The 14,071-nt window shown below is 69.0% G+C and carries 16 protein-coding genes; 8 read left to right on the top strand and 8 right to left on the bottom strand.

What is annotated here, in order from left to right; translation table 11 throughout:
- Complete coding sequence (locus CPCC7001_RS02905) at positions 1 to 1,554, top strand: YcjF family protein (protein WP_006910333.1); 1,554 nt, start codon at positions 1 to 3, stop codon at positions 1,552 to 1,554.
- 141 nt (positions 1,555 to 1,695) lie between these two features.
- On the opposite strand, the gene CPCC7001_RS02910 is transcribed toward CPCC7001_RS02905, so the two are convergent.
- Entirely contained in the window at positions 1,696 to 3,150 is a 1,455-nt protein-coding gene (locus CPCC7001_RS02910; RefSeq protein WP_050757047.1) for a pyridoxal-dependent decarboxylase, read from the bottom strand.
- Between the two features lie 14 nt (positions 3,151 to 3,164).
- Here CPCC7001_RS02910 and tadA point away from each other — a divergent pair, with 14 nt between their 5' ends.
- Positions 3,165 to 3,752 carry a tRNA adenosine(34) deaminase TadA gene (gene tadA / locus CPCC7001_RS02915; protein WP_156796656.1) on the top strand — a complete coding sequence of 196 codons (588 nt, stop codon included), beginning with the start codon at positions 3,165 to 3,167 and terminating at the stop codon, positions 3,750 to 3,752.
- On the opposite strand, the gene CPCC7001_RS02920 is transcribed toward tadA, so the two are convergent.
- Together CPCC7001_RS02920 and CPCC7001_RS02925 are read right to left on the bottom strand one after the other, a co-directional pair.
- Entirely contained in the window at positions 3,706 to 4,899 is a 1,194-nt protein-coding gene (locus CPCC7001_RS02920; RefSeq protein WP_006909927.1) for an alanine--glyoxylate aminotransferase family protein, read from the bottom strand. The two genes, tadA and CPCC7001_RS02920, sit on opposite strands and share 47 nt — an antisense overlap.
- A gap of 127 nt (positions 4,900 to 5,026) precedes the next feature.
- On the bottom strand, positions 5,027 to 5,557 hold the full coding sequence (locus CPCC7001_RS02925) for an allophycocyanin subunit beta-18 (protein WP_006910537.1): 531 nt from the start codon (positions 5,555 to 5,557) through the stop codon (positions 5,027 to 5,029).
- Positions 5,558 to 5,765: 208 nt separating this feature from the next.
- Between CPCC7001_RS02925 and glnA the strand changes: the two genes are divergently transcribed.
- Both glnA and CPCC7001_RS02935 read left to right on the top strand, forming a co-directional pair.
- Positions 5,766 to 7,184 carry a type I glutamate--ammonia ligase gene (gene glnA / locus CPCC7001_RS02930; RefSeq protein WP_006911158.1) on the top strand — a complete coding sequence of 473 codons (1,419 nt, stop codon included), beginning with the start codon at positions 5,766 to 5,768 and terminating at the stop codon, positions 7,182 to 7,184.
- Between the two features lie 95 nt (positions 7,185 to 7,279).
- Entirely contained in the window at positions 7,280 to 8,122 is an 843-nt protein-coding gene (locus CPCC7001_RS02935) for a hypothetical protein (protein WP_006911323.1), read from the top strand.
- On the opposite strand, the gene CPCC7001_RS02940 is transcribed toward CPCC7001_RS02935, so the two are convergent.
- The 3 genes from CPCC7001_RS02940 to CPCC7001_RS02950 form a co-directional block, all read right to left on the bottom strand.
- Positions 8,110 to 8,349: a hypothetical protein gene (locus CPCC7001_RS02940; protein ID WP_043368532.1), complete on the bottom strand. Its 240-nt coding sequence runs from the start codon at positions 8,347 to 8,349 to the stop codon at positions 8,110 to 8,112. The genes CPCC7001_RS02935 and CPCC7001_RS02940 overlap by 13 nt on opposite strands.
- Before the next feature lie 101 nt (positions 8,350 to 8,450).
- Complete coding sequence (locus CPCC7001_RS02945; protein ID WP_006909516.1) at positions 8,451 to 9,449, bottom strand: FkbM family methyltransferase; 999 nt, start codon at positions 9,447 to 9,449, stop codon at positions 8,451 to 8,453.
- Between the two features lie 102 nt (positions 9,450 to 9,551).
- A complete protein-coding gene (locus CPCC7001_RS02950; RefSeq protein WP_043368534.1) occupies positions 9,552 to 9,833 on the bottom strand; it encodes a hypothetical protein in 282 nt (93 codons plus the stop codon).
- Positions 9,834 to 10,009: 176 nt separating this feature from the next.
- Between CPCC7001_RS02950 and CPCC7001_RS02955 the strand changes: the two genes are divergently transcribed.
- The gene (locus tag CPCC7001_RS02955; RefSeq protein WP_198006445.1) at positions 10,010 to 10,234 is read left to right on the top strand and encodes a DUF6439 family protein; all 225 of its coding nucleotides are present in this window, start codon (positions 10,010 to 10,012) and stop codon (positions 10,232 to 10,234) included.
- Here CPCC7001_RS02955 and CPCC7001_RS02960 read toward each other — a convergent pair.
- Both CPCC7001_RS02960 and CPCC7001_RS02965 read right to left on the bottom strand, forming a co-directional pair.
- Positions 10,200 to 10,637 carry an ATP-binding protein gene (locus tag CPCC7001_RS02960; protein ID WP_043368539.1) on the bottom strand — a complete coding sequence of 146 codons (438 nt, stop codon included), beginning with the start codon at positions 10,635 to 10,637 and terminating at the stop codon, positions 10,200 to 10,202. The two genes, CPCC7001_RS02955 and CPCC7001_RS02960, sit on opposite strands and share 35 nt — an antisense overlap.
- Positions 10,638 to 10,693: 56 nt before the next feature.
- Positions 10,694 to 11,425 carry a GUN4 domain-containing protein gene (locus CPCC7001_RS02965; protein ID WP_006909234.1) on the bottom strand — a complete coding sequence of 244 codons (732 nt, stop codon included), beginning with the start codon at positions 11,423 to 11,425 and terminating at the stop codon, positions 10,694 to 10,696.
- A gap of 110 nt (positions 11,426 to 11,535) precedes the next feature.
- On the opposite strand from CPCC7001_RS02965, the gene psb28 reads away from it, so the two are divergent.
- The 3 genes from psb28 to CPCC7001_RS02980 are packed head-to-tail and all read left to right on the top strand — an operon-like array spanning position 11,536 to position 14,038.
- Positions 11,536 to 11,910, top strand: coding sequence for a photosystem II reaction center protein Psb28 (gene psb28, locus CPCC7001_RS02970; RefSeq protein ID WP_006910072.1), 375 nt, complete (start codon positions 11,536 to 11,538; stop codon positions 11,908 to 11,910).
- A 4-nt stretch (positions 11,911 to 11,914) separates the two neighbouring features.
- Positions 11,915 to 12,976 (top strand): AI-2E family transporter, encoded by a 1,062-nt coding sequence (locus CPCC7001_RS02975; RefSeq protein ID WP_006911600.1) that lies wholly within the window; start codon positions 11,915 to 11,917, stop codon positions 12,974 to 12,976.
- Positions 12,977 to 13,033: 57 nt separating this feature from the next.
- Entirely contained in the window at positions 13,034 to 14,038 is a 1,005-nt protein-coding gene (locus tag CPCC7001_RS02980) for an AI-2E family transporter (RefSeq protein ID WP_043369425.1), read from the top strand.
- Positions 14,039 to 14,071: the final 33 nt, after the last annotated feature.

Genomic DNA, 14,071 nt, shown 5'->3' on the forward strand with positions numbered 1-14,071 from the left:
GTGAACACCCGCACCCGCCTCTGGATCGCCGCTGCTGCCCTGCTGCTGGCCCTGATGGTGGTGGGCCTGGTGCTGCAGGCCGTCAACCAGCTGGTGTGGCAGCTCAGCGCCATCCTTCCCTACGGCCTGGTGGGGCCTGTGGTGTTCCTGCTCATGGCCGGGGCAGCCCTGCTGCTGGCCCAGCTGGCCTGGCCCTGGCTGCGCAGTCTTCGGCCCGGGAACCGTCCCGGCGGTCGCCTCCCGGCCCAGCCGCCGGCGCCGCCGGACAACCGCCGGGAGGCGGCGGCGCGCCAGCTTGAGGGCATCGACCAGACCCTCGAACGGGTCCGGGATGCGGTGGAGCGGGAGGCCCTGCGCCAGCAGCAGCAGCGGATGGCCGCGGAACTGGAGCGGGGCGATCTGGTGATCGTGGTGTTCGGCACGGGCTCAGCCGGCAAGACCTCCCTGATCCGCGCCCTGCTGCGCAGGCTCGTGGGCCGTGTGGGGGCGCCCATGGGGGCCACCGGACGCAGCAGCCGTTACCGGCTGCGCCTGCAGGGGCTGCAGCGGGCGGTGTGGCTGGTGGACACCCCCGGAATCCTCGAGGCCGGCGTGGATGGGGCGGAGCGCGAACGGCTGGCCCGGGCCCAGGCCAGCCGCGCGGATCTGCTGCTCCTGGTGGTGGACGGTGATCTGCGGGCCGCGGAGTACCAGGTGTTCGAAGCGCTCGCGGCCCTCGGCAAGCGGCTGCTGCTGGTGCTCAACAAGTGTGATCTGCGGGGGGAGCAGGAGGAGCAGCGGCTGCTGGCCTTGCTGCGGCGCCGCTGTGGCTCCAGGCTGGCGCCAGAGGATGTCATCCCTGCCAGCGCTTCCCCCCAGAGCGTACCGATGCCGGGTGGCCAGCCCCACCAGCCGGAGCCGGAGGTGGAGCGGCTCCTGCTGCGCATCGCCGCCGTGCTCCATGCCGAAGGCGAGGACCTGATCGCCGACAACCTGCTGCTGCAGTGCCGGCAGCTGGGGGAGGCGAGCCGCCAGCTGCTGGGGGAGCAGCGGCGAGGCGATGCCGCCCGGATCGTGGACCGCTACATGTGGATCGGCGCCGGCGTGCTGGCGGTCACTCCCCTGCCCGGCATCGATCTGCTGGGGGCGGCGGCCGTCAACGCCCAGATGGTGGTGGAGATCGGCCGTGTCTATGGCGTCACCCTCAGCCGCGCCACGGCCCAGGACCTGGCCCTCTCGGTGGGGCGCACCCTGGCCGGTCTGGGTCTGGTGAAGGGAGGGGTGGGACTGCTCAGTGCGGCGCTCAGCCTTTCACTGCCGGCCCTGGTGGTGGGCCGGGCGATTCAGGCGGTGAGTGCGGCCTGGCTCACCCGGGTGGCTGGCCAGAGCTTCATCACCTACTTCGAGCGCGACCAGGACTGGGGCGACGGCGGCATCCAGGATGTGGTGCAGCAGCACTACGACCTGGGCCGAAGGGAGGGCGCGCTGCAGCAGTTCCTGGCGGTGGCCTTCAGACGGGTGGTGGAACCGCTGCAGAGGAAGGAACGGCAGCTGCCGCCCCGCCCCCAGAACTGAGCAGGGCTTCCGGCGGCGGCGGTTGGAGCGGCCCCCGGCTGTCGAGCACGAGGATGAGGCCCAGGTAGAGCACGCCCACCAGGATCGAGATGGTTCCGGTGACGATGGCCACCAGGCGGCCACGGCGGTTCGCTTCGGGCGTCATCGGCGTACAGAGCGGCGGACAGAGGGCTGAATGGGGCGGGGGAGATCCCTCAGAGAGCCTGCCACCACCACCTGCAGCTGTTCCAGTTCCGTGGCCGTGGTGTGGGGATTGCCCAGAACCGCCTTGAGGTGATGGCGCCCTCCATGCAGGGGCCGCGACAGCATCAGCTGGTGGTTCAGCAGCTGCTGGCGCGTGGCCTGGCTCCAGCGATCGGCCTCCTCGCTGGCGAGACCGCGGGGCGTGAAGGCGAGCAGATGACAACGCCCCCCCCTGAGCTCGAGTTCAGGCAGGGAGGAGAGGAGGGTCTCCAGCATCCGGCGCCGCTGGATCGCCCCATCGAGCACCGCCTCGATGCCATCGAGCCCGAGCTGACGCAGCCCGAGCCAGAGCTTGAGGATGTCAGCGGGCCGCGTGCCCTGCAGCCCCCATTCACCGCCGTGGCCCCCACCCCAGCTGGGTTCCATGTACGGCAGGCCCGTGCCGAAGGCCCGCTCGAGGTGCCTGGGTTGGCGCAGCAGCAGCAGCGAGGAGGTCTTGGTGATCCCCAGCAGCTTCTGTGGGTTGATGGTCACCGAGTCGGCCAGCTCCAGGCCCGCCACCCGGTGGCGGTGGCGGGAGCTGAGGGCGAACACCGCGCCGATGGCCCCATCCACATGCATCCAGTGGCCATGGCGCCGGCACAGCTCGGCCACCGGGGCCAGGGGGTCCACCGCCCCACGCACCGTGGTGCCGGCCGTGGCCACCACCGCGACCACGGGAACGCCAGCGGCGCCCAGCTGCTCCAGCTCCCGCTCCAGCAGGGCCCCATCCATGCCGCCATCCGCCGCGGTGGGGATGGGGCGCAGGGCGGTGGGCGGCAGGCCCATCACCGTCACGGCCTTGCGCAGGGACACGTGGGCGTCGGCGCTGGCCACCACCACCGCCTCCGGGCAGCTGCCGAGACCGGCGTGGATGCGCGCCGTGACCAGCGCCATCAGGTTGGCGAGGGTGCCGCCGCTCGCCGCCACGCCGCCGCAACTGTCCCCCAGGCCCAGTTGCCGGGCCAGCCAGGCCGCCAGGTTGCGCTCCAGACGCGAGAGGCTGGGGGAGAGCTCCTCCGCCAGCAGGTTGTTGTTGAGTCCGGCGCAGATCAGATCCGCGGCGATGGAGGCGGGCAGTGGGGGTGGATCGAGATGGGCCAGCGCACCGGGATGGCTGGGGTTGTAGGCCCCATCCATCACCAGTTGCAGATCGGCGAGCAGGCCGCCTGGATCCAGACCCTGCCGCTGGGGCTCCACCTCCGGCAGCACACTCAGGCCAGGCAGCGGCGAACGGCTTGCCGCCGAACCCAGCCAGGCGCAGAGCCGCTCGCTGGCCTGCTCCAGAAACTGCCTCAGGCGAGCATCGGGATGGTGCGGGCTGGCAAACGGCAGAGGTGGGGCGTCCCACGGGGATGGTGGCGCGGTTGCCAACGACGGACGATCGAATGGCACCATTCTCCCTTGTGAGCCCGAACCGGGCTTCCAGCATCGCCGGGGTGGCCGTGGGGCAGGGGATCGACAGGCCGCAAGGGCCGGAGCCAGCCGCGCTCCAGGCGGTGCAGGCCCGCTGGATGGAGCGGCTGCTGCGCTGTGCGCAACGGGTGGGAGAGGACGGTGAGATTCCTGTGGCTGCAGCGGTTCTCGATCAGCACGGGCGCTGCATCGGCTGGGGCTGCAACCGCCGCGAGCGGCAACAGGATCCCCTGGGCCATGCCGAGCTGGTGGCGCTGCGCCAGGCCAGCCAGCTGCTCGGCGACTGGCGCCTCAACAGCTGCACCCTGCTGGTGACGCTGGAGCCCTGTCCGATGTGCGCGGGTGCCCTCGTGCAGGCCAGGATCGGCACCCTGGTGTACGGCGCCCCCGATCCGAAGCGCGGCGCCGTGGGCAGCTGCCTGGATCTGGTGCGCCACCCCAGTGCCCATCACCACATGCGGGTGGTGGGCGGGCTGGCAGGCGAGCAGGCCGGAGAGCTGCTGAAGGCCTGGTTCAGACAGCGACGGCAGCCGCCTGGCGGGAGCCAGCCCCAGGCCTGAAGGCCGGCAGCTCGGTTCGGAACAGCTCGAGCAGGCGGTCCACGTTCTCCGGACGGCTGTTGAAGCCCATCAGGCCGATCCGCCAGACCTTGCCGGCCAGGGCCCCCAGACCGCCTCCCACCTCGATGCCGTGCCGGTTGAGCAGGTGGAGGGAGAAGGCCTTGCCGTCGACACCCTCCGGTATGCGCACCGTGGTGAGCGTGGGAAGCCGCAGGTGCTCAGGCGCATGGAGTTCCAGGCCAAGATCCTCCAGGCCCGCCCACAGCCGTTCGGCATTGCTCTGATGCCGGGCCCAGGCGTTCTCGAGGCCCTCCTCGGCAAGGAGGCGAAGGGCCTCCCGCATGCCGAAGTTCATGTTCACCGGCGCGGTGTGGTGGTACACCCGATCGCTGCCCCAGTACTGGTTGAGCAGGGTCACGTCGAGATACCAGTTGGGCACCTTGCCCTCGCGCCGCCGCATCTTCTCCTCGGCGCGGGGACCCATCGTGAACGGACCGAGTCCGGGCGGGCAGCTCAGGCCCTTCTGGCTGCAGCTGTAGGCCAGATCCACCTGCCAGGCATCGAGATGCACCGGCACGGCCCCGAGGGAGGTCACCGTGTCCAGCAGCAGCAGGCAGCCGTGCGTCCTGCACACCTCACCGATGCCCTCCATGGGCTGGCGGATGCCGGTGGAGGTTTCGGCATGCACCAGGGCCAGCACCGTCGGTCGATGCTGCTTCACGGCCGCCTCGATCTCCTCGAGGGTGAAGGCCTCGCCCCAGGGACGTTCAATCGTCACCACCTCGGCGCGGTAGCGGCCCGCCATGTCCGCCAGACGCAGGCCGAAATAGCCCTTCACCGCCACCAGCACCTTGTCGCCGGGTTCGATGGTGTTGGCCAGGGTGGCCTCCATGGCGGCACTGCCCGTGCCGCTCATGGGAATCGTGAGGCGGTTGTCCGTCTGCCAGGCGTAGCGGAGCAGCTCCTGCACCTCCCCCATCAGCTCCACGTAGAGCGGATCGAGATGGCCGATCGGGTTGCGGGCCAACGCCTGCAGCACCGTGGGATGGGCATTGGAGGGCCCGGGACCCAGCAGCAGCCGATCGGGGGTGGCGATGGGCCCAAGGGCGCGGCGGTGGGCGTTGTTGACGGGGTGCGGCGCGGACAAAAGCCTGAGGACGTGGAGGGGAAAGGGGGAGGGGAGCCCGGTGCCGCGCAATCGGCGGCGGAGGCATGGGTGTCGGACTCAACTCCGCTGGCCGGCAGCCTACGGACCGGAGCGGCGGCCGCGCTGTTCAGCGGGCGCGCACATCACTGGCGGCCAGACCCCGACAGAGGTGCTCGAAGGGCGGACGCACCACGGAGGCCAGAGCCGCGGGATCGTTCATGCCCTCGGCGCTGAGCAGCTCGCAGACCACATCGGCCAGCAGGGCGATGCTGCGCACCGTGGGGCCGGTGGGCACTCCCAGACTCTTGTAGGTGTCATCGAGCCCGTTCAGCACCCGCTCGTTGAGGATGGTCGCGTCCGCGGCCATCAAGGCATAGCTGGCGTAGCGGAGGAAGTAGTCCATGTCCCGCAGACAGGCGGACAGCCGGCGGGTGGTGTAGGCGTTGCCACCGGGAAGGATCAGCTCGGGATCACCCAGCCACAGGCGCTGGGAGGCCTCGCGCACGATGGCGGCGGCTTCCCGGTTGATCAGTTCCACGGCCTTCAGCCGCAGCTCCGCCTCGGCGTAGTACGCCGTGATGCGATCGATGGCTTCACGGTCGAGATAACGGCCCAGCTGGTCGTAGCGGCCGATCAGACCGGTGATGGCATCGCGCATGGCTGGAAGAATTCGACGCACCTGGCGCGGAAGCTAGCACTTGCGACCGGCCAGATCCCAGGCTGGCGGTGCGATCTGGCGGATTTGAGAGAAACAGTTACGCAAACCTCCGCGGCTGTTCGGTCACAACCGCTACACGGCGCTCCCCAGGGGTCTCCGTACCGTCCGCTCACGCCGACTTCGGGGCGGCACCCAATCCATTCTCGTCATGGCCCACACAGCCCAGGACGTCCTCCGTCAGATCCAGGACGAGGGCATCGAGCTGATTGACCTCAAGTTCGTCGACCTGCACGGCAAATGGCAGCACCTCACGGTCTGCAAGGAACTGATCGATGAAGACGCCTTCACCAGCGGTGTGGCGTTCGACGGCTCCTCCATCCGCGGCTGGAAGGCGATCAACGAGTCGGACATGGCCATGGTGCCCGATCCGAAGACCGCCTGGATCGACCCCTTCTACAGCCACAAGACCCTCAGCCTGATCTGTTCGATCCAGGAGCCCCGCAGCGGCCAGCCCTACGGCCGCTGCCCCCGGGCCCTGGCCCAGAAGGCCCTGGAGTATCTGGCCTCCACGGGTATCGCCGATACGGCGTTTTTCGGCCCCGAGCCTGAATTCTTCGTCTTCGACGACGTGCGCTACACCTCCGGGAGTGGCAGCAGTTTCTACAGCGTCGATTCGATCGAGGCCCCCTGGAACACCGCCCGCCTTGAGGAGGGAGGCAACCTCGCCTACAAGATCCAGCTGAAGGAGGGCTACTTCCCGGTGTCGCCGAACGACACCCTGCAGGACATGAGGACCGAGATGATCCTCACCATGGCCTCCCTTGGGGTGCCGATCGAGAAGCACCACCACGAGGTGGCCACGGCCCAGCACGAGCTGGGCATGAAGTTCGCCGAGCTGATCAGCGCCGCGGACAACGTGATGATCTACAAGTACGTCGTCCGCAACGTCGCCAAGAAGTACGGCAAGACGGCCACGTTCATGCCCAAGCCCGTGTTCGCCGACAACGGCACCGGCATGCACGTGCACCAGAGCCTGTGGAAAGCCGGCAACCCCCTGTTCTTCGGTGAGGGCACCTACGCCAACCTCTCCCAGACCGCCCGCTGGTACATCGGCGGTCTGCTCAGGCACGCCCCCAGCTTCCTGGCCTTCACCAACCCCACCACCAACAGCTACAAGCGGCTGGTGCCCGGCTTCGAAGCTCCGGTGAACCTGGTGTACTCCCAGGGCAACCGCTCAGCCGCCGTGCGCATTCCGCTCACGGGTCCGAGCCCGAAGGCCAAGCGCCTCGAGTTCCGCTCCGGCGATGCTCTCTCCAACCCCTACCTGGGCTTCGCGGCCATGCTGATGGCCGGCATCGACGGCATCAAGAACCAGATCGATCCGGGCGATGGCACCGACGTCGACCTGTTCGAGCTCAGCGCCGAGGAGCTGGCCAAGATCTCCACCGTGCCCGCCTCCCTCAACGGTGCGCTCGAAGCACTCGATGCCGACAAGCACTACCTGATGGAAGGTGGGGTGTTCTCGGAGGACTTCATCAACAACTGGATCGCTCTCAAGTACGAAGAGGTGCAGCAGCTGCGCCAGCGTCCCCATCCGCATGAATTCGTGATGTACTACGACGCATGATCGTTGGGGGACAGACCCTGGCTCGCCGTCCCCTCCTGGCTCCACTGCTCGCGCCACTCCCTCCGGCACCCCCGCGGATGCTGGAGGGTACTCGCTTGGATGGGCTTCTCGCCCCCCTCAGCTTCGACGCCGCCGCACTCGCGGGCAAGCCGGAGCTGCAGCGGCGGGCGGCCCTGCAGCTCCGGCGCCATGGGCTGCTGATCCTGCGCTCCGCAGCTGATCGTGGGCAGCTTCAGAACCTCGGCCGGGTCGTGGACAGCGCCTGGCATCTGGCCCGGCATGGGAAGGCGGGGGATCCCGCCGCCTCGGTGCTGATCAACCGCGGCAAGCGTCGTGCGATTCGCGGGTATCGCGCCCTCGTGGGGGCCAGCAAGGCCGTGATCAGCATCCGCGCCAATGAGGATGCGGGGATGCTGGATGTGTTCCATCCCGAGAAGCTCATCCCCGAGGCCTCCGCGCAGGTCGTCAACGCCCTGGCCGAAGGGCTGGTGATCAGGCTGCTCGATCAGGCCTTCGGTCGACCCTTCCAGGTGCAGGCCCGCAACCTCTACGTGAACCGGGGTGTGCTCAACACCCGTGGCTTCCACACCGACGGCGGCGGCATGAAGGCCAAGGCCTTCCTGTATCTCAGCGATGTGGGCAGCCTGGCTCAGGGACCGTTCTGCTACGTGCCCGGCTCCCATCGCTGGTTCTGGCGGCGCTGGCTCAACCGCTGGCACAGCCGCGCCCACGGACGGCGCCCCGATGACTGCGCTCTGCTGCCGGGCCAGATCGCCGTGCCGGTGCTCTGCGCCACCGGCGATCTGGTGATCGCCATGCAGCACGGTGTGCACCGGGGGTTGCCCCAGCAGCCCGGCGCCGAGCGCGCCGTGCTGCTCAGCATGCTGCAGCCCATCCACCGGCAGGGGCTGGAGCGTTGGTCAGCTCAGCCGGAGTGATGGCGAACCTGGGCGATGGCGCTGTCGTGGAGGTGTTTGTGATGGGCCTGGCGCACGGCCCAGGCCTGGAGCTGATGCGTGGCATCACCCGCGGGGTTCAGGTCGTGGTGCTCGGTGATCTGGGCGAGCTCGGCGCCATGGCGGCGCTGGTCACGCTGATGATGAACGGCCCAGGCCAGAAACTCCCGCCCTGGACCGGCCTGGCGGGCGGCATTGGCGGGCGGCATTGGCGGGCAGGTGGAGCTTGGAGGCAGCCATGGCAGGGCTCCTGGATCTCTCTTCAGTCTCCTGCCACTCTGTAGCCGTTGATACCGGAGCTGCTGGAGCGTTACACCTCTTGACCCACGGCGGCCGCCTGGGCGGTGCCGGCCGTTCCAGGCGGGCCCAGCTCGCCCAGCTGGCGCTGGAGGCGGGCATTGGTGGGATGGAGTGCCGTGCCCCTCAGCAGGATGGCGCGGGCCTCATCCAGCCGGCCCGCCGAGCGCAGCAGGGCCGAGAGCTCGAGGAAACCGCGCGGGTGGGGGCGGGCCCGTGAGAACAGGGTGGCGTAGAGGCCCGCAATCGCCCGATCGGGATCGGCCATCACCTTGTGCTGCAGGCGAGCCAGGTGCAGGCGGCCGCGCTCGTCATCGAGGCGTCGCAGCAGCCGGGCTGGCCATCCCCGGAACCGGACGGCCGTGTTCACGTACCAGTCGTCATGGCCGCTCAGCTCCCTGAACACGCGGCGGAACCCCTGCTCCACCATCAGCCGGTGAATCTTCGGCCGCTCGGCCGAGAAATTGTGTTCCACCGTGAAACAGCGAAATGTGAAGGCATCGAGGGGAAGATGGCTCAGCACCAGCATCTCCGCTCCTTCGACATCGAGGGAGAAATAATCAATCACCTTGGGTGCGCCCTCGCGCTGCAGGAGATCCCCCAGCGTGATCGTGGGAACGTCGAGGGTTTCGGTGAATCCGGAGCGGGCTTCGCTGATCCGCAGCTCGGACGTCTCGTCCAGCCCTCCGTAAAGCCCATTGCAGGCGAATTGCAGGGTCTCACCCGTACGGGAATAGAGCGCTTCCCCCACAACGGGGATGGAGCGCCGCGCCTCAGCTGCCTTGCGCAGCAGGGGGTTGGGCTCTCCACCCAGCCCCTTCCAACCCATCAGTTCCAGCAGCAGCGTATTGGAGAGCTGGGTGCCGTTTGCGAGTCCGAATTCAAGAAAGTATCCCGGCTTCGGCCCGTGGCAATAGAGGGCAAACAGGTCCTGCAGGCACTGGGAATTGGTGAGGCTCTGGAACACCTCACAGAAGGCCAGAAAGCGGTCTCTGGAATCGAACAGCCCCATGGCGATCCAGCCGCTTCCGCAGCGCAGAAGCTAGCACTGAGACACCGCAGCCCTGAGGCACCGCAGCCCCGAGGCACCGGGCCTTCCGGCAGGGGGAACCGCTCAAGGCCTGAGCCACCAGGCCAGCACCAGGCCGAGGGTGCCCCAGCGCAGCATGCGCCAGAACACCGTCTCGATCCGCAGCGCTGGAGCCAGCTCCTTTGGCAGCGGGTCGAGCAGGCGTTGGGCCAGGGCCAGGCGCTGCTTCTGACGTCGCCCCGGGGCACCGCTGCTGTGGGAGGCCAGCGAGGCCAGGGTCAGCAGCCCGTCGAGGTGATGCAGCACGCCGACGGGACGCCGCGACGCGGCGCCGACGCGGGAGGACTTGGAGGTGACCCGCTTCACGGCACGGGGCCCATGGCGGCGCAGGAACCGTCAGGATGGACCTCTCCGGGGCAATTCGTCCAGTGCCGCAGCTGCCGACATCGCCGACCCAGCCAACCCCGCGAACACAGCCGACCCAGACGTCAACGAGGGCCTGGCCGGAGGGAGCCGCCGACCAGGCCAGGCAGCTCCACCGGTTGCTCGTCATCAACGACCGCGACTGGCATGCCCTCAAGACCCAGCGGGCCCGACGCGGCGCCGAACAACTGGCCGCCGCCCTGGTGCAGCTTCTCGCTGCCGATGACCCCCGGCAGAGTGGGATCGGACCGGCACGTCAGGAAGCCGCCGAGCTGGTGGAGCACGCCCTGGCCTGGCTGCGGGCCGAGATCAGCGATCCGGGCTGCCCCAGCCACGGGCGCTGAGGGGAGAGGCCAGGCGCTGGCGCTTCACGGCCAGCTGCAGCCGATTGCCTCTGGCACTCCAGCGCACGTCGTCGAAGCAGTGGTGGATCAGGAACAGCCCGCGGCCATCGGGGGCATCGAGGGCTTCGGGCAGCCGGGCCCGGCGCGCGGTGGCGGGCACGCCGCAGCCTTCGTCCTGCACCTGCCACACCACCCAGCGCGGCGTCTCGATGCGGCGGATCCGGAGGCACTTGCCCGGATCGCAGCCGTTGCCGTGGCGTACGGCGTTGACCAGGGCTTCCTGCAGACCCAGCTGCACCTGGGCCTGCTGCCTCAGGCAGCGGATCGGCTCGAGCAGCAGTTCCACCAGTGGCGCCAGCTGCAGAGTGGACGGGGTGATGAAATCTGACCAGCGCAGGGCCATCAGCCGCAATCTTCAGGTCCCACGTCGACCCTACGCCGACGCCGGCCGGGTGGCGATCAGGGGCCGGGGGCGTTGATGCGTTGTTGCAGTGCGGGGTGCTGCAGCAGAGCGTCCATCAACCGAACCCCCCGCAGCTGGTTCACCAATGGCATGTGACCTTCCGGCGCCTCGATCGACCACTGGAAGGAACCGGGGTAGCGGGTCCAGCGCCCTCCTTCCTTCCAGGCGAGCCGGGGCCAGAGCTGCTCCCATCGGCCATTGCAGGCCTTCAGCAGCCTGCCCTGCACGGAAAAGCCGAACCGACCGCGCGAGTAGCAGACCCACAGGCGGTCGAGGGCATCGAGATCGGCCGCCGGCATCGCCGCCACCTCGCTGTAGTACACGTAGCCGCGCCGCACGGCGTCCGCTCCTGCCAGCTCCCGCAGCAGGGCGCTGGTGAGCCGGTCGGCGTCCTCGAACTGCTGCCGGGCCAGGTGCTGCTGCAGCGGGGCGTAGGCGAGACCACAGGCGCTGGTGGTGGCCAGCCAGCCATCGGGGTAGCGCTGCAGGAAGGCTTCGGCCTCCGGTCCGTCTGCGGCCAGGAGCAGCTGGATCAGGGCCCCCGCGGCCCAGTCATCCCCTGTGGCGTCGAGGCCGGCCAGGTGGTCGAGGATCAGCGGGCGCAGGTCCGCGGCCCGCTCCTGCAGCGGCTTCAGCAGGGAGCGACGCTGGCGGGGGCTGGCCGTCTGAAAGCGTTCGAGCAGCGCTTCAGGACTGGCATTGGCGGAGACCGGTGGACCGGAGAGCATGAAACCGTGTCTGTGCTGAGCCCGCAGGGGCCCACTATGTCAGGCACCACAGGCCCCGGCGAGAGACGTTCCGGAGGCCTCTGCCTAGGATCGACGTTTGCCTCTCACCCATGGGTGCTGCCATTCAGTTCTTCCGTGGTGTGGACGAACCGGTCGTACCCGACATTCGCCTCACCCGCTCCCGCGATGGACGCACCGGTCAGGCCATGTTCGTGTTCGAGGAGCCCGATGCCCTCGCGCCCGAAAGCATGGGGGACATCACCGGCATGTTCCTGGTGGATGAGGAAGGCGAGCTGGTGACCCGCGAGGTGAAGGCACGGTTTGTGAACGGCAAGGCCAGCGCCATCGAGGCCACCTACACATGGAAGAGCACGGCCGATTTCGAACGCTTCATGCGCTTCGCCCAGCGCTACGCCGACAGCCACGACCTTGGCTTCTCCGGCCAGAACGATGGCGACGCCAGCGAGGCCACGAGCGAGGGCTGAGGTCTTGCGATTCGGCCAATGGCTGGGGCTGCTGGCCCTGGCGGCATCGCTGCTGCTGCTCTGGAGCCTGCGCCAGAGCCTGATGACCCTGTTCGCGGCGGTGGTGCTGGCCATGGCGCTGTGCACCCTCGTGGGCTGGGTGCGTCAGCGGCTCGGCTGCGGCCGTCCCCTGGCGGTGCTGCTGAGCCTGGGCCTGGTCTCGGTGGTGGCGGCCATCCTCGCCACGGCCGTCATCCCCCCGTTCATCGACCAGTTCGCCGAGCTGGTGGCCAAGCTGCCGGCGGCGGCGGCCACGCTGCTGAGCCTGATGCGGGGCTGGATCGCCGGCGCCAGCCAGATGCTCTACGGCCGCAGCGACGGCAGCCTCGACTGGCTCAGGGAAGGCCTGTTCAGCAGTGGAACCACGGAGAACCTCCGGGGCGGGGCCCTGCAACTGCTCGGTCTGGCCGGCGGCATCGGCTCCGGGCTGGTGCAGCTGCTGTTCGTGGTGGCCGTGGCCCTGATGATCACGGTGCAACCGGTGGCCTACCGCGAAATCGCCGTGCTGTTGATCCCGTCCTTCTACCGGCGCCGCTTCCGCAGGGTTCTGATCCACTGCGGCGAGGCCCTGAGCGCCTGGATGGGAGGGGTGTTGATCAGTTCCCTCTGCGTGGGGGTGCTCGCCGCCATCGGCCTTTCCCTGCTGGACGTGAAGCTGGTGGCCGCCAATGCCGTCCTGGCCGGCCTGCTCAACATCATTCCCAACATCGGCCCCACCCTGAGCACGATCTTCCCAATGTCGGTCGCCCTGCTCGATTCGCCGCTGAAGGCACTGGCTGTGCTGCTGCTGTATGTGGGCGTTCAGAACCTGGAGAGCTACCTCATCACCCCATCGGTGATGCAGCACCAGCTGGATCTGCTGCCCGGGCTCACCCTCACCGCCCAGCTTCTGTTCACCGTGCTGTTCGGCCCTCTGGGTCTGCTGCTGGCCCTGCCGCTGGCCGTCTGTCTGCAGGTGATCGTGCGCGAGGTGCTGATCCACGACGTGCTGGATGGCTGGAAACGGCCGCCACTCGGGCGTGCCTGACCCCGTCGATCCGATGCGCTTCCTCTCGTGACGGGCCAGGACAGATCCGGACCAGTGATCGAGGGGCGCACCGTGCTCGGGCTCCTCGCCCTGATCGTTCTCGGGTTGCTCACCTGGGAGCTGCGCTGGGTGCTGCTGGTGTTCTTCGGCGCCGTGGTGCTCGGGGTGGCGCTGGATGTGCCCATCACCCTGCTGATGCGGCGGCTGCGGCTTAGGCGTCCGACCGCCCTGGCCCTGGTGCTGCTGGTGCTGCTGTTGGTGGGCGGGTGGTTGAGTCAGCAGCTGCTGCCCGAGCTGCTGCAGCAGATCAGCCAGCTGGGGCAGCTGATTCCGGAGGTGGCAGCCCGCCTGGCCAGCATGGCCGGGCGGGTGGCGTGGCTGCCGCGACTGGACCAGAGCCTGGAACGCCTCGCCAGCTGGGATGGTCTGCAGCCCCTGGGCGCCCAGCTGCTGGGCATGGCCGGCGGTGCCGCCAACACCACGGTGCAGATGCTGCTCATGGGATTGCTGGCCATCCTGCTGGCCTTCGATCCTGCGACCCATCGCCGCCTGGTGATCGCTCTCACCCCGCGCAAGTGGCGCCAGCCCATGGCGGGCCTGCTGGATGAGTGTCGCGAGGCGCTGGGCGGCTGGCTGGCGGGGATGACCCTCTCGGCGGTGACGGTGTTCCTGCTCACCTGGGCCGGGCTGGTGCTGCTGCAGGTTCCCCTGGCCCTGCTCAGTGCCCTGGTGTGTGGGCTGCTCACCTTCGTGCCCACCATCGGACCCACCGCCGCCACGTTGCTGCCGCTGGCCGTGGCGCTGCTGGTGTCCCCCACCAAGGTGGTGCAGGTGCTGGTGCTGCGGCTGGTGCTCCAGAACGGCGAGGCCTTCCTGCTCACGCCGATGCTGCTCAGCCGCACCGTGAACCTCCTGCCCACCGTGGCGTTGATGGCCCAGCTCAGCCTGGGCACCCTGCTGGGTCTGCCCGGGGTGCTGCTGGCGCTGCCGCTGGTGGTGGTGCTGCAGGTGCTCTGCCGTGAGGTGGTGGTGCACGGCGTGATGGACCGCTGGACCTCCTGATCCAGGCTCCTGGCCATCCGGGATCTCTGGCGC

The sequence above is a fragment of the Cyanobium sp. PCC 7001 genome (assembly GCF_000155635.1).
In the GTDB taxonomy this organism is placed as follows: Bacteria; Cyanobacteriota; Cyanobacteriia; order PCC-6307; family Cyanobiaceae; genus NIES-981.

What these genes read in the sequence shown, in the direction of transcription:
- tadA (WP_156796656.1), top strand. Translation starts at nt 3,165, where the DNA reads ATGGCACCATTCTCCCTTGTGAGCCCGAACCGGGCTTCCAGCATCGCC.
- CPCC7001_RS02925 (WP_006910537.1), bottom strand. Translation starts at nt 5,557, where the DNA reads ATGCGCGATGCCATCACCGGTCTGATCGGCCGCTACGACCAGCTGGGC.
- glnA (WP_006911158.1), top strand. Translation starts at nt 5,766, where the DNA reads ATGGCCCACACAGCCCAGGACGTCCTCCGTCAGATCCAGGACGAGGGC.
- CPCC7001_RS02940 (WP_043368532.1), bottom strand. Translation starts at nt 8,349, where the DNA reads ATGCCGCCCGCCAATGCCGCCCGCCAGGCCGGTCCAGGGCGGGAGTTT.
- CPCC7001_RS02945 (WP_006909516.1), bottom strand. Translation starts at nt 9,449, where the DNA reads ATGGGGCTGTTCGATTCCAGAGACCGCTTTCTGGCCTTCTGTGAGGTG.
- CPCC7001_RS02960 (WP_043368539.1), bottom strand. Translation starts at nt 10,637, where the DNA reads ATGGCCCTGCGCTGGTCAGATTTCATCACCCCGTCCACTCTGCAGCTG.
- CPCC7001_RS02965 (WP_006909234.1), bottom strand. Translation starts at nt 11,425, where the DNA reads ATGCTCTCCGGTCCACCGGTCTCCGCCAATGCCAGTCCTGAAGCGCTG.
- psb28 (WP_006910072.1), top strand. Translation starts at nt 11,536, where the DNA reads ATGGGTGCTGCCATTCAGTTCTTCCGTGGTGTGGACGAACCGGTCGTA.